We start from the raw sequence: 24,212 nt of genomic DNA on the forward strand, positions 1-24,212 counted from the left end.
CCAATAACACGACCCGCAGGCCTGCCTGCGGGTTTTCATTGAGTTCAGCACCGAGAACAGCATGACCATCACCCTGCCCGACTATGTGCGTGACGATATTCAGCGCAACGTAAGCTTTGCTCTTGAAGAAGACATCCGCAGCGGCGACATCACCGCTCAGCTTATCGATGCCGACAGCGAAACGACCGCCACCATCATTACCCGCGAAGACGCGGTCATGTGCGGCATTCCCTGGGCTGATGAGGTCTTCCGGCAACTGGGCGATGTGCAGATTGAGTGGCATGTGCAGGATGGTAATCGGCTGACCGCAGATACCACACTCTGCACCCTGCGAGGCAACACCCGCCAGATTCTCACAGGCGAACGCACCGCGCTGAACTTCCTGCAGACCCTGATGGGTACCGCTACTACTGCGCGCCGCTACGCGGATGCCGTAGAAGGCACGAACGTCACCATTCTGGATACGCGTAAAACGCTCCCCGGCCTTAGGGCTGGCCAGAAATACGCCGTGCTTTGTGGGGGCTGCCAGAATCACCGCATCGGCTTGTACGATGCGTTTTTGATCAAGGAGAACCATGTGGCTGCTTGTGGTGGAATTACCGCAGCCATCGAGCGGGCGCGGGCATTGGCGCCGGAAAAGAAGATCATTGTAGAAGTGGAAACACTGGAGGAACTGGAGGAAGCCGCACGGCTGAAACCAGATCAGATTATGCTGGATAACTTTAGTGCCGAAATGCTGCACAACGCTGGGAACACTACTGACGTAGCTGCTCTTGAGGTTTCTGGCAACCTTACATTGGAAAATGCCAATTGCTTACCCGACAACCGTAGCTGGTTTTTGTCGTCCGGAGCCTTAACCAAGCATGTAATAGCCACTGACTTATCTCTCCGACTGCAATCTTGATCTCCACATCAATCGACGTTCAGTTTCACTTAGATAAGAGGCTAATCACGCAGCCAGGCGCCATATCCAGAATGCCAATAGGCTGCACAGAAAGGGGTAGGAATATGACAAGACGTAATAGTCGAAAACGCTAGGCTCCGTTATCCGCGTTGACTTCTAGCTACCATCTAACTCCCGCCCCGAAAAAACCACCGCCATAAAAAAACCCGGTGCTTTCGCACCGGGTTTCCAGGCTGATCGAGGTCAAGCCTTATGCAATACAAACTGCTTAGTTCGTACAACCAGTCGGCTTCAGGTTTGCAGGGGCAGTAGTGGTACACACCCAAGAACCAGTAGCGTCACGAGTCCAGGTCAATGTGGCGCCAGCATCTTGCAGTACTGCAGCAGCATTGTTGCCAAAAGTTGCAATAATCGTGGAAGCAGCTGTCAGCGGATTAGTAGCCTGAGGAACACCAGTGCCAGCCGGAAGTGCTGGACCAACCTGTGCGGCACCAGTCAGCAGGTTAGAGCCGGTAGCACCCGGATCACATTCGCCAGCGGCAGCACCCAAAGCCAAACGGCCATCATTGATACAAGCCTCAACAGCCGTTTTCATCGCACCAGCTTCCTGCATGACGCGGGTTACCTGAGAGCGAGCGATGTAGTTTTGGTACTGAGGAATAGCCACAGCAGCCAGAATACCGATGATGGCTACCACGATCATCAGTTCAATAAGGGTGAAACCCTGTTGCATTTGCTTTTTCATGTCGTTCTCTCCAACTAAATTGGCAAATCTTGTTGTGAGCCCACCCCTGGCGAGCCTCTGCGTTGTCATAATGCACAGAGTGGGCCAACTTTTCGGTAGTGCGACGAAATCATTAGGAGAAGGCACATTCTCTGGCGTCGAGCCCCGGCTGTTGCAGAAAGCATCATAGTCGGCCCACTATTTGGGTTACCTTTAATGTCAGCAGCTGACGATATACGTCACCCCTTCCTCGCACTGGTGCCACACTGGGTCACACCATCCACACCCTGACAAGAGGCTCTCTGGAAATTCCTCTCTGGGCATGACGGAAATAGTCTGGGGAAATACCTTAGAAAACTGCGGCAAGGCACTGATTTTGCGACATCCGGTCTTCCCTGTGACAACCACAACCGGTATGTTACGAAGAAAGTGTTGGGCATACCGACAATACTAAGCATAAACAAGCAGGTTGCCATGACTAGCCAGACCCTTTCATTCAGCGGCTTACCGCAGCGCCTGATTCGGCAGGAGCTACTAACCGCCGAGGAAATACAGCAGGCGCAAAAACAGGCCCGTGAAGAACGGATGAGCCTGGTTTACCAGCTCGTCACTTCGGGCAAGCTGTCGGCCAACGTTGTGGCCGGAGCCGTTGCCGAAGAGTTCGGAGACCCGATCCTGGATCTCAGCACCTTCCAGCGGGACAGCCTGGTCAAAGATCTTGTCGACCCCAAACTGATTACCAAGCACCATGTGCTGCCATTGTTTCGCCGGGGCAGCCGTTTATTTGTGGCCGTTGCCGACCCTACCAACTTGCCCGCTCTGGAAGAAATCCGCTTCAATACAGGCCTCAACGTTGAAACCATTATTGTTGAGCAAGACAAGCTGACCCACTGGATCGATAACCTTGAGTCCGATTCAGAAGACAGCGCTTTTGATGACCTGGATGATGGGCTGGATGACCTTGATATAGGTGCGGCAGAGGAAAAAACTACCGACGAGACGAAATCCGGCTCAGATGATGCCCCCATTGTTCGCTTCGTCAACAAGCTCCTGCTGGATGCCATCAAAGGCGGAGCTTCGGATCTTCATTTCGAGCCATATGAGAAAACTTATCGAGTACGATTCCGCCAAGACGGGATTCTCAAAACAGTCTCCAAACCGCCGGTCAATATTGCCAGTAAGCTTTCAGCTCGCCTTAAAGTCATGTCGCGGCTGGACATCTCGGAACGGAGGGTCCCCCAGGATGGACGCATCAAACTTAAAATCTCCAAGACCCGAGCAATCGATTTTCGAGTGAACACCTGCCCTACTCTGTTTGGGGAAAAGATCGTCCTGCGGATCCTCGACCCTGAATCGGCCAAGATGGGCATCGACGCCCTCGGCTACGAAGAAAATCAGAAACAGCTCTATATGGATGCCTTGCAAAAACCCCAGGGCATGATTCTGGTTACAGGCCCCACCGGCTCCGGGAAAACCGTCTCCCTTTATACCGGGGTAAACATTCTCAACACGCCCGAGCGGAACATTTCCACTGCCGAAGACCCAGTAGAGATCAACCTGGAGGGCATCAACCAGGTGAACGTCAACCCCAAACAGGGCATGGACTTCGCTGCCGCCTTGCGCGCTTTCCTCCGTCAGGACCCTGACGTCATTCTGGTTGGTGAGATCCGCGATCTGGAAACCGCCAATATTGCAATCAAGGCAGCACAAACCGGTCACTTGGTACTGTCGACCCTCCACACCAACAGCGCACCGGAAACGCTGACCCGTCTTCGTAACATGGGTGTCCCGTCCTTTAATATCGCCACCTCCGTGGTATTGATTATCGCCCAGCGTTTGGCTCGCAGGCTTTGCGAACACTGCAAAACCAAGGTGGAAATCCCAAAACAATCGCTGCTTGAGATGGGATTCACGGAAGAAGATGCGGCTTCCGAGTTTACTGTGTACGGCCCTGAGGGATGCGACAAATGCAACAACGGTTACAAAGGGCGCGTAGGGATCTACGAAGTGGTCAAGATCACTGATGGTATTGCTCGAATTATTATGGAAGAGGGCAACTCCATTCAGATTGGTGACCAATGCCGCAAGGAAGGATTCAATGATCTACACCGCTCCGGGCTGGTGAAAGCCATGCAAGGCGTAACCAGCCTGGAAGAAGTTAACCGTGTAACAAGCGGACATTAATTATGGCGACTAAAACAGCAGCACAACAAAGTGTCACTTTTACTTATGAAGGGGTTGATCGCAAAGGCATCAAAGTCAAAGGGGAGGCGGCTGGAAAAACCCCCGCCATGGTTCGTGCGGAGCTGCGCAAGCAAGGCATCAATGCCAAGAAAGTAGTAAAAAAACGAGAACTTCGTTTCGGCGGAAAAAAGAAAATCAAGCCTCTCGACATAGCACTTTTTACTCGTCAAATGGCCACCATGATGAAAGCCGGCGTCCCTTTGGTCCAGGCTTTTGAGATCGTTGCCGATGGGCTCGACAACCCCAGCATGAAGGACCTGGTCCTCAAATTAAAAGTAGATGTAGAAGGTGGCAACAATTTTGCTGGCGCTCTATCAAAGCATCCAGACTACTTTGACGACCTCTATTGCAGCCTGATTGATGCAGGTGAACAATCAGGCGCACTGGAAACCATGCTGGACAGAGTTGCTCTCTATAAGGAAAAGAGCGAAGCCCTAAAACAAAAAATCAAGAAAGCAATGAAATATCCAGCAACCGTTGTAGTTGCCGCTGTAATTGTGACTGCAATTCTGCTGCTTAAAGTCGTTCCGGTTTTTGAAGAACTCTTCCATGGTTTTGGTGCAGAGCTGCCCGCATTCACTCAATTTGTTATATCGTTATCCGAATCACTTCAGGAAAACTTCTTTTTTATCGTGATTTTCCTCATAGCCTTTTCCGCTATTTTTGTTCAGTTAAAAAAGCGCTCTGAAGCATTTAGAAATAGCCTGGACAGGCTGGTATTAAAACTCCCCATCGTTGGAGACCTGGCATTCAAATCCACCATTGCCAGGTATGCTCGCACCCTCTCCACCACCTTTGCAGCCGGCGTACCCTTGATTGACGCTCTCGACGCTTGTGCTGGCGCAACAGGCAATGTGGTATACCGCAATGCGGTTATACAGGTGAAAGATGATGTCTCTACGGGTCAACAGCTCCAATTTGCAATGCGCAGCACCGGCGTTTTTCCTGCCATGGCTTTGCAAATGACAGCGATTGGCGAAGAATCTGGCGCGCTTGATGCGATGCTTGAGAAGGTGGCCATTTACTACGAAGATGAAGTTGATAATGCTGTGGACGGCTTAACCAGCATGATGGAACCACTAATCATGAGTGTCTTGGGGGTTGTTATTGGTGGCTTGATCATCGCCATGTATCTTCCTATCTTCCAAATGGGCGCAGTTGTAGGCTGATTGATGACTGAAAATTTCTTTGCTGTTCTCTCCGCGAGCCCAACCCTGCTGGTTGGGCTCTGTGTTTTTCTGGGCCTGTTAATTGGCAGCTTCCTCAATGTCGTCATCTACCGCGTACCGGTGATGATGGAGCGTGGCTGGAAGCAGGAAGCCCGCGAAATTCTCGAGCTACCCGCGGAGGATGATGGCAAGATCTTCAACCTGGTGACGCCGCGTTCGCGCTGTCCAAAATGTGACCAAGCCATCACCTGGTATGAAAATATTCCGGTGGTGAGCTGGTTGGCGCTGAAAGGCAAATGCAAAGGCTGCGCAACACCGATCAGCAAGCGTTATCCGATCATTGAAGTTGCCAGTGGCGTGCTGGCCGGCCTGTGCGCTTGGCACTTCGGTTATGGTCCCTGGCTGGCCTTTACCCTGTTTGCCACCTGGACGCTGCTGGCGGCCGCAATGATTGATGCGGATACCACCCTGCTACCGGACAGCATGAATTACCCTCTGCTATGGGCCGGCCTGTTGGCGGCACTGCTTGGCGTTTCACCGGTTTCCCTGCCGGATGCCGTGGTGGGTGCCATGGCAGGTTATCTGTCCTTGTGGAGCGTGTACTGGCTGTTCAAGCTGCTTACTGGCAAGGAAGGCATGGGCTATGGTGACTTCAAGCTTCTTGCTGCCCTGGGCGCCTGGACGGGTTGGCAGTATCTGCCGCTGATTATTTTGCTGTCTTCCGTGGTGGGCCTGGTGTTCACCCTCATCGCCACTCTCTTCGGTGGCGAAAAGCGCACCCAGATCCCTTTTGGCCCCTATCTGGCGGCCGCTGGCTGGATTGCATTGCTGTGGGGCGATACCATCGTCAGCTCGTATCTGGGGATGTTCAGAATCAGTTAATAGTTAACAGTGAATAGTTAATAGCTGAAAAACCCCTGGATAATTTTCGTTGGAGCCTTGCTTTGCAAAGCGAAGGGGTCAAGCTCCAGCGCCAGTGAAGTCTTGTTCTGGAGTATGCATGTTCGTAGTCGGCCTGACTGGCGGTATTGGTAGCGGCAAAACCGCTGCCACGGATTTCCTCGCCCAGCAGGGCATCACCATTGTGGACGCGGATCTGGCGTCCCGGGTAGTCGTGGAACCGGGCCAGCCTGCACTCAAGAGTATCGCCAATCATTTTGGTGAGCATGTACTCACTGCGGATGGCGCCCTGGACCGTCGCGCTTTGCGCGAGATCGTGTTTGCGGATGCGGACGCCCTGAAGGTACTTGAAGGCATTACTCACCCCGCCATCGGCGAGGAGCTGAAACGGCAAATTGCTGTCAGTCAGTCCATCTATACCGTGCTGGTATCGCCTTTGTTGCTGGAAACCAGCCAGAAAGCGCTGGTAGACCGCATTCTGGTCATTGATGCGCCGGCAGAATTGCAGGTCAAACGGGCCATGGAACGGGATCATGTTCCCGAAGAGCAGATTGCCGCCATCATCAAGGCCCAGATGGAGAGAACCAAACGCCTGGACCAGGCCGACGATGTGGTTGAGAATCACGGTTCGCTGCAGGCACTTCACGAGCAACTGACTAGCCTGCATCAACGCTACCTGGAACTGGCTAACGCACTCTGAACATGTCTGATACCAATAACACCACCCAAACCTATCCCTGCCCCCAGTGCAAATCCCTCACCCGCTGGACCAACAACCCCTGGCGGCCCTTCTGCTCTGAGCGCTGTAAGTTGATCGATCTGGGCGATTGGGCGGCGGAACGGCATGCGATTCCCGGTGATGACAATGCCCCCGGGGATTTTGAGGAGTTTTGATCGTCTGACCAATCCGCTCAAGCGTGGGCCGTTAACGCGGTACGCTGGTTGGATTCCAATAGGGGAATTGCTGGACTGGTTGTATGGGGCACCTACTGTAGGGTGCGCTGAGCCTAAGCCAGCTGCACGCTACAGAGAGGTTGAGGCATCCGGCCAGAAGGCCCGGATACCTGCCACGCCAATGGCGCCGTGCTGACGGGCGGTCTCCAGATCTGTTGGCGAGACACCTCCCAGCCCATAGCATGCAATAGGCAACCCAGAGATCCATTCCCCCGCCTGTTGCCACCCCAGAGGGGGACGATCCGGATGACTGACCGTGGCCTCTACCGGGGAGACCAGCGCCATATCCAGCCCCAGGTCTGCCGCCTTTTCCAGGGCGTCACGGCTGTGACAGGCCGCTGAAACCACCCCCGCAAAATCTGGTCGCCCCTGACAATCCATCAATGCCGAGCCCGGCAGATGCAGCCCAAAGACGCCCTGCAAGGACACTTGCTGCGCCCACGCTGCCGATGAGGCCCGCAACCATACCTTTATGCCTGTTTCCCGGCACAGTGCCAGAATCTCAGGCAGTGCCGCATGCTCGCTCCACTGGCGCAGATACAGCCCCATACGGGCAGCATCAAGACGGCCGATACCTGCTTTGAGAGCTTCCAGATCCATATTATCCGGCGCGATGGCGAGATAATCGGGAAGCGTGATCGCGGTGACCACCGGCCGGTTCGCCGCCGGAAACTCCAGCGCCGGCAGTTCCGGAATCTCAAACCAGCTCACTTGCTGCCCTTCACAGCCCGAAGGGTCGCCCTGCCAGGCGGTGACATCGCGAAAATGCAGGGTGACATGCAGATCCTGGTACTGGTGGGCGATAGTCATAAACGGGGACGAGATGGCCGCCTGCATGCCAAGCTCCTCCTCCAGCTCCCTGGCCAGGGCCGTCGATAGGGGCTCGCCCGGCTCCACCTTGCCGCCGGGAAACTCCCAGCGCCCCCCTTGATGCTTGTGGTCCGGACGCCGACTCAGGCAGATGCGGCCGTCGTTGCCGCGGATGATGGCGGCAACGACAGTAATGGCGGGGGTGGTTGTAGTCATAAAAAACGTTTCTTAAGGAGCGTCGGGAGAGCCATGCCCGCAGGCGCAACAGCAGATGAACGTCGCGAGCACGTTCGCCATGCAAGCATAGCTCCTACAGCAGTTTTTACGTCCGGCGTTCAGATTATGTGCGATATTCCGCGTTGATCTTTACGTAGTCGTAGCTGAAATCACAGGTCCACACGGTGCACTCGGCATCGCCGCTGGCCAGATCCGCACGGATGCTGATTTCCGGCTGGGCCATCACCGCTGCGCCTTTTGCCTCTTCATAGCTGTCCGCCACACCGCCCTGCTCCACCAGCAACAGGTCGTCCAGCCAGACATTGACCTTGTCCACGTCCAGGGACGCAATGGGGGCTCTGCCGATGGCAGCCAGGATGCGGCCCCAGTTTGGGTCTGAAGCAAACAGCGCTGTTTTCACCAGCGGGGAATGGGCGATGGTTTCCGCCACGATGCGGGCGTCGGATTCACTGGCCGCTCCAGCCACGGTAATCGACACAAACTTGGTGGCCCCTTCGCCATCGCGCACCAGTGCCTGAGCCAGCTCCACGAAGACACTTTCCAGAGCCTGATACAGCACCTGGCTATGCTCATCCAGCGCCTGAATCTCCGGCATCTGGGCCGCAGCGGTGCTGATCAGCATACAGGCATCGTTGGTGGAGGTGTCACCGTCCACCGTGACCCGGTTGAACGACTTGTCCGCCAGCGCCTTCACCCACTGATCCAGAAGTGGCTTGGCGATAGGCGCATCGGTGGCGATAAAGCCCAGCATGGTGGCCATGTTCGGCTTGATCATGCCCGAACCCTTGGCCATGCCGGTGACAGTAATCGGCACGCCGTCGATCTCCACCCGCCGGCTGGTAAGCTTGGGGTAAGTATCGGTGGTCATGATGCCTTCTGACGCACGGCCCCAGTGATGCTCATCCAGTCCTGCCAATGCCTTGGGCAAGCCAGTTGCAAACGCCGGCAACGGAAACTGCTCACCGATTACCCCGGTGGAATACGGCAGGATCTGATCCTCAGCGCAACCAGCCGCATCGGCCAACAGGCGACAGCTGGCCAGACAGTTTTCCATGCCCTTCTTGCCGGTGCCCGCGTTGGCATAGCCGGTATTGATCATCAGGTATTTGGGTGCCCCTGCGGCAAGACGGCTTTTTGCCACCTGCACCGGCGCGGCGCAAAAACGGTTCAAGGTGAAAACTCCGCTGACACGGGAAGCTTCACTCAGCTCCAGCACCACCAGGTCCTTGCGGTTGGCCTTCTTGATGCCAGCTTCAACAGCGGCAAGACGGATACCGGGGACAGGCAACCATTCTGTCTGTGTCATAACCAATCCTTTAGCGTTCAGCGACAAGCTTCAAGCCACAAGCCCAAACAAAGAAAGCACCGGCGTTGCCGGTGCTCTGGATTTCCTTGCAGCTTGTGGCTTGAGGCTGCTGTTATTCAATCTTGCCGTGGCACTGCTTGTATTTCTTGCCCGAGCCACAGGGGCAAGGTTCATTACGCCCCACCTTTCGACCTTCGCGAACCACGGTCTTGGTACCGTCGGCCTGATTATTCTCGCCGGCCGTGCCATCAGTGCCCGGTTCCGGGGCCGCCTGCATCTTCATTTTTTCTGCCTGGCGGCGGGCCTCTTCCTGGCGCTGCTGCTCAAGACGCTCCACTTCGTCATCACGTCGCACCTGGAAGCTGTGCAGCACGCGAATCAGCTCATGCTGGATCTGGTTGAGCAACCCCTGGAACAACTCGAAAGACTCTTTCTTGTATTCCTGCTTGGGGTTTTTCTGCGCATAGCCGCGCAGATGAATGCCCTGACGCAGGTGGTCCATGCTGGCCAGATGCTCTTTCCAGTGACGGTCCAGGATCTGCAGCATCAGGTGTTTTTCGATCTTGCGCAGGTCCTCGACGCCGATTTCCCCTTCCTTGCGCAGATAGTCCTGCTCCAGGGTTTCCACCAGCTTCTCGATGACACCGTCGATATGCATCTGGTTGTTTTCGTTGAGCCACTGACCCACCGGCGCATTACACTGGAATTCCGCCTCCAGGGTTTTCTCCAGACCCGGCACATCCCACTGATCTTCCACGGAACCCGGCGGCAGATAACTGTGCACCAGCTCGGTCACCACATCATAACGAATGCCCTGCACAGAGGTGCGCAGATCGTCGGTTTCCAGAATCTGGTCACGCTGGGTGTAGATCACACGACGCTGGTCATTGGCCACGTCATCGTATTCCAGCAGGTTCTTGCGGATATCGAAGTTACGCCCTTCCACCTTGCGCTGGGCATTCTCGATGGCACGGGTCACCCAGCGGTGCTCAATGGCCTCGCCGTTCTCCAGCCCCAGGGAGCGCATCATGTTGCGAATGCGGTCCGAGGCGAAAATCCGCATCAGGTCATCTTCCATTGACAGGAAGAAGCGGGTGTAGCCCGGATCACCCTGACGACCGGCACGACCGCGGAGCTGGTTATCGATACGGCGAGACTCGTGACGCTCTGTGCCGATGATATGCAGGCCGCCAGCTTCCATCACGGTGTCATGGTTGCCCTGCCACTCGGCGCGAATTTTTTCCGCTTCCTTGTCCGAGGGGGTATCCATGTGCTTGATCTGCTCTTCCGGGTTGCCACCCAGCACGATATCGGTACCCCGGCCCGCCATATTGGTGGCGATCGTTACCGCACCAGGCCGCCCCGCCTGGGCAATAATCTGTGCTTCACGCTGGTGAAACTTGGCGTTCAGTACTTCGTGGGCAATCTTGTCTTTTTTCAGGCGCTTGGACAGATACTCGGACGATTCAATGGTCGCGGTACCCACCAGCACCGGGGCACCCTTGGCCACCGCTTCGCTGATTTCCTTGACGATGGCATCGAATTTTTCTTCCAGTGTCAGATACACCAGATCATTGGCATCCACACGAACCATGGGCCGATTGGTCGGCACCACCACCACATCCATGCCATAAATCTGACGGAATTCCAGGGCTTCGGTATCAGCCGTACCGGTCATACCCGCCAGCTTGTTGTAGAGGCGGAAATAGTTCTGGAAGGTGGTAGATGCCAGGGTCTGGTTTTCCTGCTGGATATTCACCCCTTCCTTGGCTTCGATCGCCTGGTGAATGCCCTCGGACCAGCGACGTCCGGGCATGGTACGGCCGGTGTGCTCGTCAACGATAACGATCTGGTTATTCTGGACAATGTAGTCCCGGTCCACATGGAATAGAGCGTGGGCCTTCAATGCCGCATGGACATGGTGAAGCAGCGCCAGGTTATGAGCTGCGTAGAGGCTTTCGCCCTGCTCCAGGAGAGCATTACTGACCAGCAGCGCCTCAATTTTCTGGTGCCCGGTTTCCGTCAACTCGACCTGACGCTGCTTTTCATCAACGAAGTAATCGCCTTCCTGCTCTTCCATCTCGGCGGTGAGATTTGGCATCAGCTTATTGACGGCCGTATACAGCTCGGAGGAATCGGCTGCCGGCCCGGAAATGATCAGCGGGGTGCGGGATTCATCGATGAGAATGGAATCAACCTCATCCACAATCGCATAGTTGAGACCACGCTGAACCCGATCTTCCAGGCGAAAGGCCATGTTGTCGCGCAGGTAGTCGAAACCGTACTCGTTATTGGTACCATAGGTGATATCAGACGCGTAGGCCGCCCGCTTCTCATCGGTGGGCTGCTGGGAAAGAATCACACCGACACTGAGGCCCAGAAATTCGTAAAGGGGCCGCATCCAGTTGGCGTCACGCTCGGCAAGGTAGTCATTCACGGTGACCACGTGCACGCCTTCGCCGGACAGCGCATTGAGGTACGCCGCCAGAGTCGCGGTCAGAGTCTTACCCTCACCGGTGCGCATTTCGGAAATTCGCCCCTCATGCAGAGCGATACCGCCCATCATCTGCACGTCGAAATGGCGCATGCCCATCACCCGGGTGGAGGCTTCCCGCACCACCGCAAAGGCTTCCGGCAACAATTCATCCAGGGTCTTGCCGTCCTGGAACGCCTGACGGAATTCGCGGGTCTTGAGCTGCAAGTCTGCTTCGCTGAGCTGTGTCAGCGCTTCCCCGTGGCTGTTGATCGTTTCGACCAACTTGCCCATGCGTTTCAGCTCACGATCATTCTTGGTGCCGATGATTTTTTTTACGATGGTACCCAGCATACAACTTCCGGTTCGGTAAAAAGTCAGGACAAACAGCCCGTTGGCGGCAAAGTGCTGGCCGCAAGGTGAGCCATTCTAAACACAATAAGATGAAGAGATAAGGTGGTATTCCCGGTTATCAAGGGTGCTCAACGAAAAACGGCCCCTACAAGGGGCCGTTTTTCGTCTGTTCTTTAACGTCGAGCGCGGTAAATATAGGGCTGAGGGTTCACCTGAGCGCCATTTTTAAGCACTTCATAATGAATGTGCGGCCCGGTAGAGCGGCCGGAATTGCCCACTTTGCCGATAACGTCCCCGGTGCGAACAATCTCACCCGGCTCCACCAGTAATTCCAGGGCGTGACCATAGCGGGTGGCAATACCATTACCGTGGTTGATTTCCACCATCAGGCCATAGCCGGAGCGATCACCGGAATAAGTCACGACACCGGCGCCGGTGGCAATGATCGGCGTGCCTTCCTTGCCGGCAAAATCCACCCCTTTGTGCCAGGCCACACGGCCGGTGAAGGGATCAGAACGACGCCCGAAGCGGCTGGACATCCAGCCCTTGGCAAGAGGCCGGCCGGACAGGTAGGTCTGGTCTTCGATCTGCTTGCCGGCCAGCAGGTTTTCCAGAATTTCCAGCTGACGCTCGCGGCGTTCAAGGGTGTCCGCCATCTGGTTCACCGCTTCCATAAAGGAAGGCAGCTCGTAGCTGGCGCCCTCTTCCGAACCTTCCGGCCCGCCGAGTCCTGGCACGGTACTGAAATCAAACTCCTCGCCATCAATATCTGCCACTTCCACCAGCCGCTCACCCAGCGCATCCAGTCGAACCAGTCGAGCCTGGGCCTGGGCCAGCTTCAGGGTCAGTGCCCGAAACTGCTCCTGGCTGAGGCGATCCAGCGATTCCAGGGCCTTTTTCTGCTCTTCCAGATGGGTGGAAAAACGTTCGGTCATTACCGGCGTATACTCGGGCTGGTCGTTAAGTTGCGACACCAGTAGGTAGCCGCCAACGCCCATCAGCACCGGCACTACCACCAGCACGGCAGCCAGTAACCAGGGCCAGTGTCGCGGAACCGGAAGTGTGCGCGAATGGCCACGCTTGCTGTTAATGACTAAAATATTCATAGATTCGTGTAACGCACCGACTAAAAATTAAGAATTTCAAATAGTTGCACTGGTTTTCTTGATTATTTTTTACAATTTGCAGGCTAGTCTAAGTAAAACCTATGAGCAAGACAACTTCGCCCAAAGCCCTGCTCGCCCTGCTGAGTGGTCACCCTACTCTCTCCGGCCTGACCAGGGAGGCCAAAAAGACCGCTCGTCAGGAGCCGGATACCGCAGCAGCCACCGATCCGCTTGACTGCCTGCCACCGGCACTGCGCGAGCGAGTCACTCTGGTCGAAGACAGCATGCGCTGGTTGGCCATTGCCGAAACCAGCGCGACAGCTCAGCTATTGCGTTTTCACCTGCCCAAACTGCAGCAGGCCCTGCCCGGCCAGCAGATCAAAATCGTGGTGGGCGGAAAACGCCAGATGCAGAGTAGCAACGTCCGTGCCAACCAACAGGACAAGCCCAAATTGGCCAGGGAAAGTGCCAGACAAATCGCCGATCTGGCTGACACCATTGAGGACAAAGGCCTCAAGGCATCCTTGCAGCGGCTGGCCAGCCGCGGTGAATCAGAGTGAGCCAACCGTTTAAAAGTTCAACGGTGAACAGCACCTTCAATGTCTGAATACCTGAACAGAGAGTGTGTAACAGGCAAGTGAAAGGGGGCTAACGCCGGGCATTACCGGATCGGTGTTGAAGCCCGGAACTCTGGCTAACACGCCTTCCCTGAAACGAAAAACCACCCGGCGGCGGGAGAACCGCCGGGTGGCAACAGGGTTTCGACGTTTCCAACTTGCTGCTGAGTACGGCTACTCCGCCGCCGCCAGCACCGGTCGCATGTAGGACACCGGCGCATCGGTGGCATCTTCGAAGGTCACCACCTCGTAGGAATCCTCCTGACGGAGAATCTCGCGCAGCAGGGCATTGTTGAGGGCATGGCCGGATTTGTGACCGATGAACTCGCCGATCAGGCTGTGGCCCAGCAGATACAGGTCGCCGATGGCATCCAGCATCTTGTGCTTGACGAATTCGTCCTCGTAACGCAGCCCGTCCTCGTTGAGGATGCGGTACTCATCCACCACGATGGCGTTATCGACACTGCCGCCCAGCGCCAGATTCTGGCTGCGCAGGAACTCGATATCGCGCATGAAGCCGAACGTCCGCGCCCGCGCCACTTCTTTCACGAACGAGGTCGTGGAGAAGTCGATGCTGGACACCTGGTTTCGCTCTTCAAACACCGGGTGATCGAATTCGATGGAGAAGGTCACCTTGAAGCCATCAAAGGGAACGAAAGTCGCTGACTTGTCGCCCTCACGCACCGTCACTTCTTTCTTGATGCGGATGAACTTCTTGGCCGCTTCCTGCTCCTTGATGCCGGCAGACTGCAGCAGGAACACGAAAGGACCGGCACTGCCGTCCATGATCGGCATTTCCGGCGCGGACAACTCCACGAAGGCGTTATCGATGCCCAGTCCTGCCATGGCAGACAGGAAATGCTCTACCGTGCCCACCTTCACGCCATCCTGAACCAGGGTCGACGACAAAGTGGTTTCGCGGACGGCATCGGCAGACGCCTTGATCTCCACCACCGGGTCCAGGTCGACACGCCGGAACACGATACCGGTATCCACCGGTGCCGGGCGTACGGTCATGTAGACCTTTTCGCCGGTGTGAAGTCCCACGCCGGTGGCGCGGATCACGTTTTTCAGCGTTCGTTGTCTGATCATCAGTCTGTCACACAGCTGCGGGTATCCTGCAGGATACCGCTTTCCTCAACACAAAATTAGGGCGTAATTATACTGCAATGCCCTGATTTTGCACCCTTGCCGCCAGACCGTTAGTCGGCCTGGCGACGGAGGAAGGTCGGGATATCAATGAAATCCAGATCTTCCGCGGTGCTCACCGCCTGCTGACCACGGCCGCTGGCCGCCTGCTGGGCAGCGCGTTTGCGCTCCACTGCCGGGCGATCCAGGTCGCTGTAGTCCACTCGGCCATCCGCGGTGACGGGGGTCTGACGACCACGCACCACTTTTAGTTCCTGCTGGGCGGCGGCACCCAGGCCGGTAGCCACAACGGTGACACTGATGCTGTCGCCCATATCCGGGTCGATGGCGGTGCCGATGATCACGTTGGCGTCATCGCTGGCCAGTTCGCTGACGATGTCACCCACCTCGGAGAACTCGTCCAGGGCGATGGACTCGTTGGCGGTGATGTTGATCAGGATACCGCGGGCGCCACGCAGGTCTACATCTTCCAGCAACGGGCTGGAAATGGCTGCCTGGGCCGCTTCTGCCGCCCGGCCTTCGCCGCTGGCAGTACCGGTACCCATCATGGCCGTACCCATTTCACTCATCACCGTGCGCACGTCAGCGAAATCCACGTTGATCATGCCCGGGCGAACGATCAGATCGGCAATCCCTTTCACTGCACCCTGCAGCACTTCGTTGGCCGCCTTGAAGGCGTCCAGCAGGCTGGTGGAGCCGCCGAGAACCGCTTGCAGCTTCTCGTTGGGGATAGTGATCAGGGAGTGAACGTGCTCTTTCAACTCCTCGATACCTTCCTGGGCGGAGCGCATGCGCTTCTTGCCCTCGAAGGGGAACGGCTTGGTCACCACCGCCACGGTCAGGATACCCAGCTCCTTGGCGATCTCAGCCACCACAGGGGCGGCACCGGTGCCGGTGCCACCACCCATACCGGCGGTAACGAACACCATGTCAGCGCCATCCAGCAGCTCGGCGATGCGGTCACGGTCTTCCTGGGCGGACTGACGACCGATTTCCGGGTTTGCGCCTGCACCCAACCCCTTGGTCACCTGGCTGCCCAGCTGAATCACGGTTTTGGAGGAGGCATTTCGCAGTGCCTGGGCGTCGGTGTTGGCGCAGATAAAATCCACCCCTTCCACACCGGAACGCACCATGTGATCCACGGCGTTACCGCCGCCACCACCGACACCTACCACTTTAATGACCGCGCCATGCGGTACGCTGTCTTCCAGTTTGAATTGCATGGTTGATCTCCCGTTATTGCTTCCCTGTTACTACTTTGAACGTCATTTAACGTCGAATGGTCCCGGTGATGTTGCTGCGGCCCGGAACTGCCGCTTCCGCAAAAACTGTTACCCGGCTCAGGAACTAGAAGTTGCCCTTGAACCAGTTTTTGAAACGCTCTACCCAGTTCACTTCCCCGCCACCGGCAAGGGCGCGGGCACTGGTGCCGTCCTTTTCCATGCGCTGGCCGTACAACAGCAGGCCCACTGCGGTGGAATAGATCGGGTTCTTGACCACGTCAATGAGCCCGGAGATACCCTGCGGGGACCCCAGACGCACCGGCATGTGAAAGATTTCTTCGGCCAGGTCCACCGCACCCTCGATCTTTGAGGAGCCACCGGTGAGCACGATGCCACCGGGGATCAGGTCCTCGAAGCCGGAGCGACGAAGCTCGGCCTGGATCAGGGTGAACAGCTCGTCATAGCGCGGCTCCACCACCTCGGCCAGATTCTGGCGGCTGAGGGTACGGGGCGGCCGGTCGCCCACGCTGGGCACCTTGATGGTTTCGTCCGCGCCGGCCAGCTGGGTCAGCGCGCAGGCGTACTTGATCTTGATCTCGTCGGCGTGCTGCTTGGGGGTCCGCAGGGCCATGGCGATATCGTTGGTCACCTGATCCCCGGCAATGGGGATGTTGGCGGTGTGACGAATGGCACCTTCGGTGAAAATGGCAATATCCGTGGTGCCGCCACCGATATCGACGATGCAGACACCCAGTTCGCGCTCGTCTTCGGTCAACACGGCGTGAGCACTCGCTAACTGCTCAAGGATGATGTCATCGACCTCCAGGTTGCAGCGGCGAACACATTTCTCGATGTTCTGGGCGGCATTCACGGCACAGGTCACCAGGTGCACCTTGGCCTCCAGACGCACACCGCTCATGCCGATGGGCTCACGCACCCCCTCCTGGTTGTCCACCACATATTCCTGGGGCAGCACATGCAGGGTTTTCTGGTCTGCCGGAATCGCCACGGCCTGGGCCGCGTCGATCACCCGGTCGATATCCGCCTGGGCCACTTCCCGGTCGCGAATGGCGACAATGCCGTGGGAATTGAGGCTACGAACATGAGAGCCGGCGATGCCCGCATACACGGTATGAATGTGGCAACCGGCCATAAGCTCGGCCTCTTCCACTGCCCGCTGGATGGAGCGCACGGTGGCTTCGATATCCACCACTACGCCCTTCTTCATCCCCCGGGACGGCTGGGAGCCAATGCCGACAATTTCCATGGTGCCATCGGCGGATGACTGACCGACGATGGCCACCACCTTGGAGGTGCCAATGTCGAGTCCGACAATCATGTTTTCTGATGCGTTTGCCATGTCATCCATTCTCCTAAAACTAGCTTTGCTCGCCCCAGGTCACCGCCATGCCATCGGCATAACGCAGGTCGACCCGGGTTACCCGGCGGCTGTCCGTGCTCAGCACACCGCGATAGAGCCGCACAAAGCGGCGCAGTTTGCTGGTGTATGCTTCACGGTCTACCACCAGCTGCATATCGTTGTTCAGGGTCAGTCGCGCGGTCAGTCGTGCGTTGACCTCCATGCTGCGAATACCCAGGTCCACATCTGCCAGCATCTTGCCCATGCTGTGATAGAACCCCATCACCTCTTCCAGCCGCTGTTGCGGTCCGCTCAGCCGCGGCAGGCCGCTCAGGTCATACTGCTTGAGCGCCTTGAAGGGCTCGCCGCTGTCTGAAATCAGCACGGTGTCATTCCACACCGCCACCGGGCGCCGCTCTTCCACGGTCAACACCACGGTGTCGGGCCACTGCCGGCGAACGGAAACCCGTTCCACCCAGCTCAGGCCCTGTGCCTGCTGATAGATTTCCTCCAGCGGCACGGAAAAATAGTTTTCGTCGCGAACCAGCGCCGCCAGGGCGGTCTGGATCTGCTGTTGACGGCGCACATCGGTAACACCGTCTACACCCACCTTGCGCACCGGATAACCATCCAGTGCCGCCGGCAGATAGATCACGCCGACCAGCAACACCGCCGCCACCGTTCCCACCAGCATCCAGGGCACCGCTGCTGACAACCGCTCATTGAGCGGTACGCCGGCTTTCTTCACCGGCTTGCGGCGGGCCCCGCGCGGGGTCGCGGCCTGCTTAGCCATCACCTCGTTCCAGCGCATCGAGCAGGATTTCCCCCACCAGGGTGTCGAAATCCCGCCCGGCGGCCCTGGCCGCCATGGGCACCAGGGAGTGATCCGTCATTCCCGGTACCGTGTTCACTTCCAGTAACTGCCAGTTGCCCTGCTCGTCGCGCATCACGTCCACCCGGCCCCAGCCGTGGCAGCCTGCTACCCGGAAGGCGGTCAGGGCCAGTTGGCGCAGGGCCTGCTCATCAGAGTCGTCCAGTCCGGCCGGGCACAGATATTCGGTGCTGTTGGACTGGTACTTGGCTTCAAAGTCATAAAACGCATTGGGCGTCTTCAGGCGGATCGCCGGCAACGGCTCCTCGCCAAGGATGGCTACGGTGTATTCCGGGCCGTTAACCCAGGCTTCCACCAGCACATCGGAATCAAATTTTTCCGCTTCTTTCAGCGCCTGGGCCAGCTGCTCGGCGTTATCCGCCTTGGCCATGCCGATGGAAGAGCCTTCATGGGCCGGCTTGATCATCAGCGGGAAGCCCAGGTCTTCTGTGTCATTACGGCCAGCCACATAGAACGGCGGCGTCGGCAAACCGGCGCCTTTCCACAGTTGTTTGGTGCGCACCTTGTCCATGCCGATGGCAGAGGCCATCACCCCGGAGCCGGTATAGGGAATGCCCAGGTGCTCCAGGACGCCCTGGATGACACCGTCTTCGCCGCCCCGGCCATGCAGGGCGATAAAGGCCACATCAAACCCCTTCAGGGTATCCACGCTCTTGTAAGCCGGATCCACCAGCTCGGCGATCAGCCCCAAATTACGCAGGGCCTGATGGACCGCCGCACCACTTTTCAGTGACACGGGTCGCTCGGCGGATTTGCCGCCGGCCAGTACCGCTACCCGGCCCACGCTGGCCAGTTGCTTCTTCAGCAGCGCCTTATCCACGCTTGGCGCCTCCCTGTTCAGCCAGTTCTTTGGCGATGGCGCCCACATTGCCGGCACCCTGGGTCACCAGCAGATCGCCGCCCTGAAGCTGGGTGGCCAGAATTTCTGCCAGCTTGGCAGGATCATCCACAAACACCGGCTCCACCCGGCCACGCTTGCGAATGCTGCGGCACAGGGCGCGGGCATCCGCACCGGGAATCGGGTCTTCACCGGCGCCGTAGACCTCCAGCATCAACAGCACATCCACCCCGGACAGCACGTCCACAAAGTCCTCGTAAAGGTCCTGGGTACGGGTATAACGGTGCGGCTGGAACAGCATGGCCAGGCGACGACCCGGCCAACCGGCGCGGATGGCATCGATGGTGACAGCCACTTCGCTGGGATGGTGGCCGTAATCGTCCACCAGGGTCGCGCTACCGCCTTCGAAGTGATACTCGCCCTGTACATCAAAGCGCCGGCCCACTCCGGTAAAGTTGTTCAGCCCGCGAATAATGGCCTCATCGCTGGCGCCTTCATCGGCGGCCACGGCAATGGCCGCCAGGGCATTGAGTACGTTGTGCTTGCCGGGCATGTGCAGAACCACATCCAGCGGCTCACCTTCTTTGCGGATCACCCGGAAAGACGTGGTCATGCCCTGCTGCTGCACGTTCTCTGCACGCAGGTCCGCATCGTCGCTGAAGCCGTAGCGGATCACCTGACGATTGACCCGTGGCAGCAACTTGCGCACCACCGGGTCGTCCACGCACATCACTGCCACACCGTAAAACGGCAGGTTGTGCAGGAACTCGATAAAGGTGTTCTCCAGCTGGGCAAAATCCCCGCCATAGGTGTGCATGTGATCCGCTTCGATATTGGTGACGATGGCACTCATGGGCTGCAGGTGCAGGAAGCTGGCATCGGACTCATCCGCTTCCGCTACCAGATAACGGCTCTGCCCCAGGCGCGCATTGGTGCCGGCACTGTTCAGCCGCCCGCCAATCACGAAGGTGGGGTCCAGGCCCGCTTCCGCCATGATGGCCGCGGTCATGGAGGTGGTGGTGGTCTTGCCATGAGTGCCGGCCACCGCGATGCCGTGACGGAAGCGCATCAGCTCCGCCAGCATCTGGGCCCGCGGCACCACCGGAATCCGGCGGGCATGCGCTTCCGCCACTTCCTCGTTTTCCGTAGTCACCGCCGTGGACGTCACCACCACGTCAGCACCATCAATGTTTGATGCCCGGTGACCGATTTCCACCCGCACACCCAGGCCACGCAGACGCTCTACGACCGCCGATTCCTTGATGTCACTACCGCTGATGGCGTAGCCCTGGTTGGCCAGCACTTCGGCGATGCCACACATGCCCACACCGCCGATACCCACAAAGTGGATACCGCTGATGCGCCGCATCTCTGGCACGATATGGATGTTGTCGTTATCGGCCATTGGCCACCTCCTCACACAGCGTGGCCGCGCGCTCGGCGCTGTCGGCCACGGCCTGCTCACGGGCACGCTGCGCCATTTGCGCCAGCAGCCCGCGTTCTGCAACCGGTTTCAATGTGCCCGCCAGGCTGGCGGCACTCATCTCCCGCTGGGGCAGCAACAGGGCCGCGCCCCGGTCTGACAGCCAGCGGGCATTCAATGTCTGGTGATCATCCACCGCACTTGGCAGCGGTACGAACAGGGCCGCCACGCCAGCGGCGGCCACTTCCGCCACAGTCAGGGCCCCGGCCCGACAGATCACCAGATCCGCCCAGCCATAGGCTTGCGCCATGTCGTCGATAAATTCACTGACCTGGGCGTCCAGCCCCAGCGCCTGGTAAATCGGCGCCGCTTCACCGGTACGGCCGGCACCACACTGGTGACGCACCTGGATATCCCGACCCAGTACCGCCAGCAGCAATTCCGGCAAGTCCTGATTCAGTACCAGGGCCCCCTGGCTGCCACCCAGGACCAGCACCCGCAGGCCGCCCTGGTGCTGAGCATACCGACGGGACGGCTCTTCCAGGCTGGCGATCTCGGCGCGTACCGGATTGCCCACCCAGCAGGCACTCTGGGTGCCGAAGGCACCCTGGAAACCTTCCAGGGTCACGGTGGCCATTTTCGACAGCAACCGGTTGGTTAGCCCCGGCACCGCATTCTGTTCGTGGACCACCACTGGCACCTTGCACAGGCGCGCGGCCAGGCCACCGGGACCGCTGGCAAAACCGCCAAAGCCCACCGCCAGCAGCGGTTGGCGCTGACTAATCAGGCTGCGCGCCTGCAATACCGCACGCAGCAGGTTGAACGGGGCGGTGAGCTTGCGCTTGAGTCCGCCACCACGCAGCCGGGATACGCCCAGTTCGGCGATCTCATAGCCGTACTGGCGCACCAGCTTGCCTTCCATACCGTTTTCCGCGCCCAGCCAGAGGATCCGGAAACCGCGCTCACACAATTGATCCGCCACTGCCAGTGCCGGGAACACATGCCCGCCGGTACCGCCTGCCATGATCAGGATGGTGCCGCTCATCGTGCCGCCCTCCCTCTCGCTTTCAGCTGCTCGGCTTCGGCGCCGGCGCGCAGGATCAGCCCCACCATGGCGGAGAAAATCAGCAGTGAAGAGCCGCCATAGCTGATAAACGGCAAGGTCAGGCCCTTGGTGGGCAACAGACCCATGTTTACACCCAGGTTGATAAAGACCTGAGAGCACAAAACGAAGGCGCAGCCATAAACCAGATAGGCGTGGTACAACAGACCGCGGGTTTCCAGGCTGTGACCCAGGCGGAAGATGCGCCAGCCCAGCAGCACAAAGCCGCTGATCAACGCCAGATTTCCCAGCAGCCCCAGCTCTTCGGCCATCACCGCGTAAACAAAATCGGTATGGGCTTCCGGCAGGTAAAACAGTTTCTGCACGCTGTTGCCAAGGCCGACGCCATCCCAGTGGCCACGGCCAAAAGCGATCAGGCTCTGGGTCAACTGGTAGCCGGAGCCATACTGATCGGCCCAGGGGTCGGTAAAGGTCATCAGCCGCGCCACCCGATAGGGTTCAGCAAAGGCCACCAGGGCGCCCAATGCCACCGCCGCCAGACCAATCAGCAAGAAGCGCAGGGTCGGCACCCCGGACAGGAACAACATGCCCATGGCGGTGATACCCAGCACCACCACGGCGCCGAAATCCGGTTCCAGCAGCAGCAGGATGGTCAACACGCCCAGCAGCGCCAGCGGCAGCAAAAAGGCCTTCCACTCGGTTTCCAGGGCCGCCTTGCGCTGGGCGATATACCCTGCCAGGTAAAGGACGAAACAGAGTTTGACGATTTCCGAGGCCTGAATGGTCAGGCCCGGCAATGCAATCCAGCGAGTGGAGCCGTTAACCGTGCGCCCCAGACCCGGGATAAACACCATCACCAGCACCACCAGCGCCACCGGCAACATCAAGAAGCGCAACCGTTCCAGCAACGCCAAAGGCACAGCAAAATAAACAAAGGCGCCGGCAGCCAGCCCCAACGACAGATAGATACCGTGGCGCAACGCATAGTAGAACGGGTCGCCCAGCCGGGTTTCAGCAATCTGCAGGCTAGCAGACGAGACCATCACCAGGCCGGCCAGGGCCAGCAGAATCGCTGTCCACATCAAGGTCTTGTCCAGACCCCGGTTATCCAGCTTGAGGATCATGCGCTCAGTCATGGCACACCTTCCTGGCCCGGGCAGAGAAATCATCGCCGCGGGCAACAAAGCCGGAATACATGTCGAAGGAGGCGCAGGCTGGCGACAGCAAGACCGCATCACCGGGCTGTGCCAGTGCATGGGCCCGGGCCACAGCCGCTTCCATGTCAGCCACCAGCTCGCACGGGGCAGCGGACATACCCTGAGCCAGGGTGCTGCGGTCTTCGCCCATCAGCAGGCCCGCACGCAGATACTGACGCGCCGGCTCGGCCAGCGGCGAGAAGTCCTGGCCCTTGCCCTGGCCGCCGGCAATCAGGATCACCTTGCCGTCGATGCTTTCACCGATACCGGTGAGGGCCGCCAGGGTGGCGCCCACATTGGTGGCCTTGGAATCGTTGAACCAGCGCACGCCACCCGCTTCAGCCACCTGTTGGCAGCGGTGCGGCAGGCCGGTAAAGGCTTTCACCGTGGCCAGCGCCTTGTCCCGGTTCAGGGACAAGGCATCACTGATGGCCAGCACGGAAAGGATGTTCATGGCGTTGTGATGGCCGGTGAGCGCCAGTTCGGACAGGGCCAGCAGTTGCTCGCCACGGCATAGTAGCCGGCCGTTCTCCGTGTCCAGGCGGTAATCCGCTTCCGGATGCGCACCGAAACTGATCTGGCGCGGCACCCCGGCAGGGGGGCGGGTAGCCAGGTCATCCCGGTTCCATACCGCTACCTGACAGCCATCATAGATGCGCTGCTTGGCGGCCACGTAGTCGGCAAAGCTGGCGTAGCGATCAAGATGATCCTGGGACACATTGAGAATGGTCGCCACTTCCGCGCTCAGGCTGTAGGTGGTTTCCAGCTGGAAACTGGACAACTCCAGGGCGTACAGCCGGGCCTGGTCGTCGAGCAGCTCCAGGGCCGGCACGCCCAGATTGCCGCCAATGCCCGGGTTCATGCCGCAGGCGTCAGCCACCTGCCCCAGCAGGGTCGTCACCGTGCTCTTGGCGTTGGAACCGGTAATCGCCACCAGTGGCTCGCTGGCAGCACGGGCAAACAACTCCACATCGCCGATCACTTCCTTGCCGGCAACCACTTGCTCGGCAATGGCCGGTGTTGCCACGGCCACGCCGGGGCTGACGATCAGGCGACGGGCGTTGTTCATCCAGCCGGCCTTGAAACCGCCGGTATGAATTTTCACGTTGGGGAATTCGGCGCGCAGCGCCTCCAGGCCGGCGGGCTCGGCACGGGTGTCCAGGGCACGCACAGGCATCCCCTGGTCCGTCAGATAACGGATCACGGAACGCCCGGATACTCCCAGGCCAATTACCAGATCAAACCCGTCTTTCGCCATAAAGTTAACTCA

General features: G+C 58.4%; 21 protein-coding genes. 7 read left to right on the forward strand and 14 right to left on the reverse strand.

Going from position 1 to position 24,212, the window contains the following annotated elements; all coding sequences use genetic code 11:
- Nucleotides 1–61: 61 nt before the first annotated feature.
- Nucleotides 62–904: a carboxylating nicotinate-nucleotide diphosphorylase gene (gene nadC / locus Q0Y02_RS09085; RefSeq protein WP_297767101.1), complete on the forward strand. Its 843-nt coding sequence runs from the start codon at nt 62–64 to the stop codon at nt 902–904.
- 268 nt (nt 905–1,172) lie between these two features.
- Here the strand turns inward: nadC and Q0Y02_RS09090 are convergent, their stop codons facing one another.
- Nucleotides 1,173–1,649: a pilin gene (locus Q0Y02_RS09090; RefSeq protein ID WP_297767103.1), complete on the reverse strand. Its 477-nt coding sequence runs from the start codon at nt 1,647–1,649 to the stop codon at nt 1,173–1,175.
- Nucleotides 1,650–2,102: 453 nt separating this feature from the next.
- Between Q0Y02_RS09090 and pilB the strand changes: the two genes are divergently transcribed.
- From pilB to Q0Y02_RS09115, 5 genes are all read left to right on the forward strand, one after another.
- Nucleotides 2,103–3,812 (forward strand): type IV-A pilus assembly ATPase PilB, encoded by a 1,710-nt coding sequence (pilB, locus tag Q0Y02_RS09095; protein ID WP_297767104.1) that lies wholly within the window; start codon nt 2,103–2,105, stop codon nt 3,810–3,812.
- Nucleotides 3,813–3,814: 2 nt separating this feature from the next.
- Nucleotides 3,815–5,041, forward strand: coding sequence for a type II secretion system F family protein (locus Q0Y02_RS09100; protein ID WP_297767106.1), 1,227 nt, complete (start codon nt 3,815–3,817; stop codon nt 5,039–5,041).
- Nucleotides 5,042–5,044: 3 nt separating this feature from the next.
- The gene (locus Q0Y02_RS09105; protein ID WP_297767108.1) at nt 5,045–5,923 is read left to right on the forward strand and encodes an A24 family peptidase; all 879 of its coding nucleotides are present in this window, start codon (nt 5,045–5,047) and stop codon (nt 5,921–5,923) included.
- 118 nt (nt 5,924–6,041) lie between these two features.
- Entirely contained in the window at nt 6,042–6,641 is a 600-nt protein-coding gene (gene coaE, locus Q0Y02_RS09110; protein ID WP_297767110.1) for a dephospho-CoA kinase, read from the forward strand.
- A gap of 2 nt (nt 6,642–6,643) precedes the next feature.
- A complete protein-coding gene (locus tag Q0Y02_RS09115) occupies nt 6,644–6,835 on the forward strand; it encodes a DNA gyrase inhibitor YacG (RefSeq protein ID WP_035249304.1) in 192 nt (63 codons plus the stop codon).
- A gap of 129 nt (nt 6,836–6,964) precedes the next feature.
- Here the strand turns inward: Q0Y02_RS09115 and Q0Y02_RS09120 are convergent, their stop codons facing one another.
- The 4 genes from Q0Y02_RS09120 to Q0Y02_RS09135 all read right to left on the reverse strand — a co-directional run bounded on the left by Q0Y02_RS09120 (nt 6,965) and on the right by Q0Y02_RS09135 (nt 13,181).
- Complete coding sequence (locus Q0Y02_RS09120; RefSeq protein ID WP_297767113.1) at nt 6,965–7,921, reverse strand: Nudix family hydrolase; 957 nt, start codon at nt 7,919–7,921, stop codon at nt 6,965–6,967.
- A 124-nt stretch (nt 7,922–8,045) separates the two neighbouring features.
- On the reverse strand, nt 8,046–9,248 hold the full coding sequence (argJ, locus tag Q0Y02_RS09125) for a bifunctional glutamate N-acetyltransferase/amino-acid acetyltransferase ArgJ (protein WP_297767115.1): 1,203 nt from the start codon (nt 9,246–9,248) through the stop codon (nt 8,046–8,048).
- A gap of 112 nt (nt 9,249–9,360) precedes the next feature.
- Nucleotides 9,361–12,075: a preprotein translocase subunit SecA gene (gene secA / locus Q0Y02_RS09130; RefSeq protein WP_297767117.1), complete on the reverse strand. Its 2,715-nt coding sequence runs from the start codon at nt 12,073–12,075 to the stop codon at nt 9,361–9,363.
- A 173-nt stretch (nt 12,076–12,248) separates the two neighbouring features.
- Nucleotides 12,249–13,181: a M23 family metallopeptidase gene (locus Q0Y02_RS09135; RefSeq protein WP_297767119.1), complete on the reverse strand. Its 933-nt coding sequence runs from the start codon at nt 13,179–13,181 to the stop codon at nt 12,249–12,251.
- A gap of 101 nt (nt 13,182–13,282) precedes the next feature.
- Here Q0Y02_RS09135 and Q0Y02_RS09140 point away from each other — a divergent pair, with 101 nt between their 5' ends.
- Entirely contained in the window at nt 13,283–13,741 is a 459-nt protein-coding gene (locus tag Q0Y02_RS09140; RefSeq protein ID WP_297767121.1) for a hypothetical protein, read from the forward strand.
- Nucleotides 13,742–13,972: 231 nt separating this feature from the next.
- On the opposite strand, the gene lpxC is transcribed toward Q0Y02_RS09140, so the two are convergent.
- The 9 genes from lpxC to murD form a co-directional block, all read right to left on the reverse strand.
- On the reverse strand, nt 13,973–14,890 hold the full coding sequence (gene lpxC, locus Q0Y02_RS09145) for a UDP-3-O-acyl-N-acetylglucosamine deacetylase (RefSeq protein WP_035248002.1): 918 nt from the start codon (nt 14,888–14,890) through the stop codon (nt 13,973–13,975).
- A 110-nt stretch (nt 14,891–15,000) separates the two neighbouring features.
- The gene (ftsZ, locus tag Q0Y02_RS09150; RefSeq protein WP_297767124.1) at nt 15,001–16,170 is read right to left on the reverse strand and encodes a cell division protein FtsZ; all 1,170 of its coding nucleotides are present in this window, start codon (nt 16,168–16,170) and stop codon (nt 15,001–15,003) included.
- A 124-nt stretch (nt 16,171–16,294) separates the two neighbouring features.
- On the reverse strand, nt 16,295–17,530 hold the full coding sequence (ftsA, locus tag Q0Y02_RS09155; RefSeq protein WP_035248224.1) for a cell division protein FtsA: 1,236 nt from the start codon (nt 17,528–17,530) through the stop codon (nt 16,295–16,297).
- 19 nt (nt 17,531–17,549) lie between these two features.
- Entirely contained in the window at nt 17,550–18,323 is a 774-nt protein-coding gene (locus tag Q0Y02_RS09160; RefSeq protein WP_297767127.1) for a cell division protein FtsQ/DivIB, read from the reverse strand.
- Nucleotides 18,316–19,242 carry a D-alanine--D-alanine ligase gene (locus Q0Y02_RS09165; RefSeq protein WP_297767129.1) on the reverse strand — a complete coding sequence of 309 codons (927 nt, stop codon included), beginning with the start codon at nt 19,240–19,242 and terminating at the stop codon, nt 18,316–18,318. Before Q0Y02_RS09165 ends, Q0Y02_RS09160 begins: the two co-directional genes overlap by 8 nt.
- Nucleotides 19,235–20,665, reverse strand: coding sequence for a UDP-N-acetylmuramate--L-alanine ligase (murC, locus tag Q0Y02_RS09170; RefSeq protein ID WP_297767131.1), 1,431 nt, complete (start codon nt 20,663–20,665; stop codon nt 19,235–19,237). Before murC ends, Q0Y02_RS09165 begins: the two co-directional genes overlap by 8 nt.
- Nucleotides 20,655–21,728 carry an undecaprenyldiphospho-muramoylpentapeptide beta-N-acetylglucosaminyltransferase gene (gene murG / locus Q0Y02_RS09175; protein WP_297767133.1) on the reverse strand — a complete coding sequence of 358 codons (1,074 nt, stop codon included), beginning with the start codon at nt 21,726–21,728 and terminating at the stop codon, nt 20,655–20,657. Before murG ends, murC begins: the two co-directional genes overlap by 11 nt.
- Nucleotides 21,725–22,882: a putative lipid II flippase FtsW gene (gene ftsW / locus Q0Y02_RS09180; RefSeq protein ID WP_297767135.1), complete on the reverse strand. Its 1,158-nt coding sequence runs from the start codon at nt 22,880–22,882 to the stop codon at nt 21,725–21,727. Before ftsW ends, murG begins: the two co-directional genes overlap by 4 nt.
- Nucleotides 22,875–24,200: a UDP-N-acetylmuramoyl-L-alanine--D-glutamate ligase gene (murD, locus tag Q0Y02_RS09185; RefSeq protein ID WP_297767137.1), complete on the reverse strand. Its 1,326-nt coding sequence runs from the start codon at nt 24,198–24,200 to the stop codon at nt 22,875–22,877. The genes ftsW and murD overlap by 8 nt, the downstream gene beginning before the upstream one ends.
- Nucleotides 24,201–24,212 lie beyond the last annotated feature (12 nt).

The sequence above is a fragment of the uncultured Alcanivorax sp. genome (assembly GCF_947258575.1).
Lineage (GTDB): Bacteria > Pseudomonadota > Gammaproteobacteria > Pseudomonadales > Alcanivoracaceae > Alcanivorax.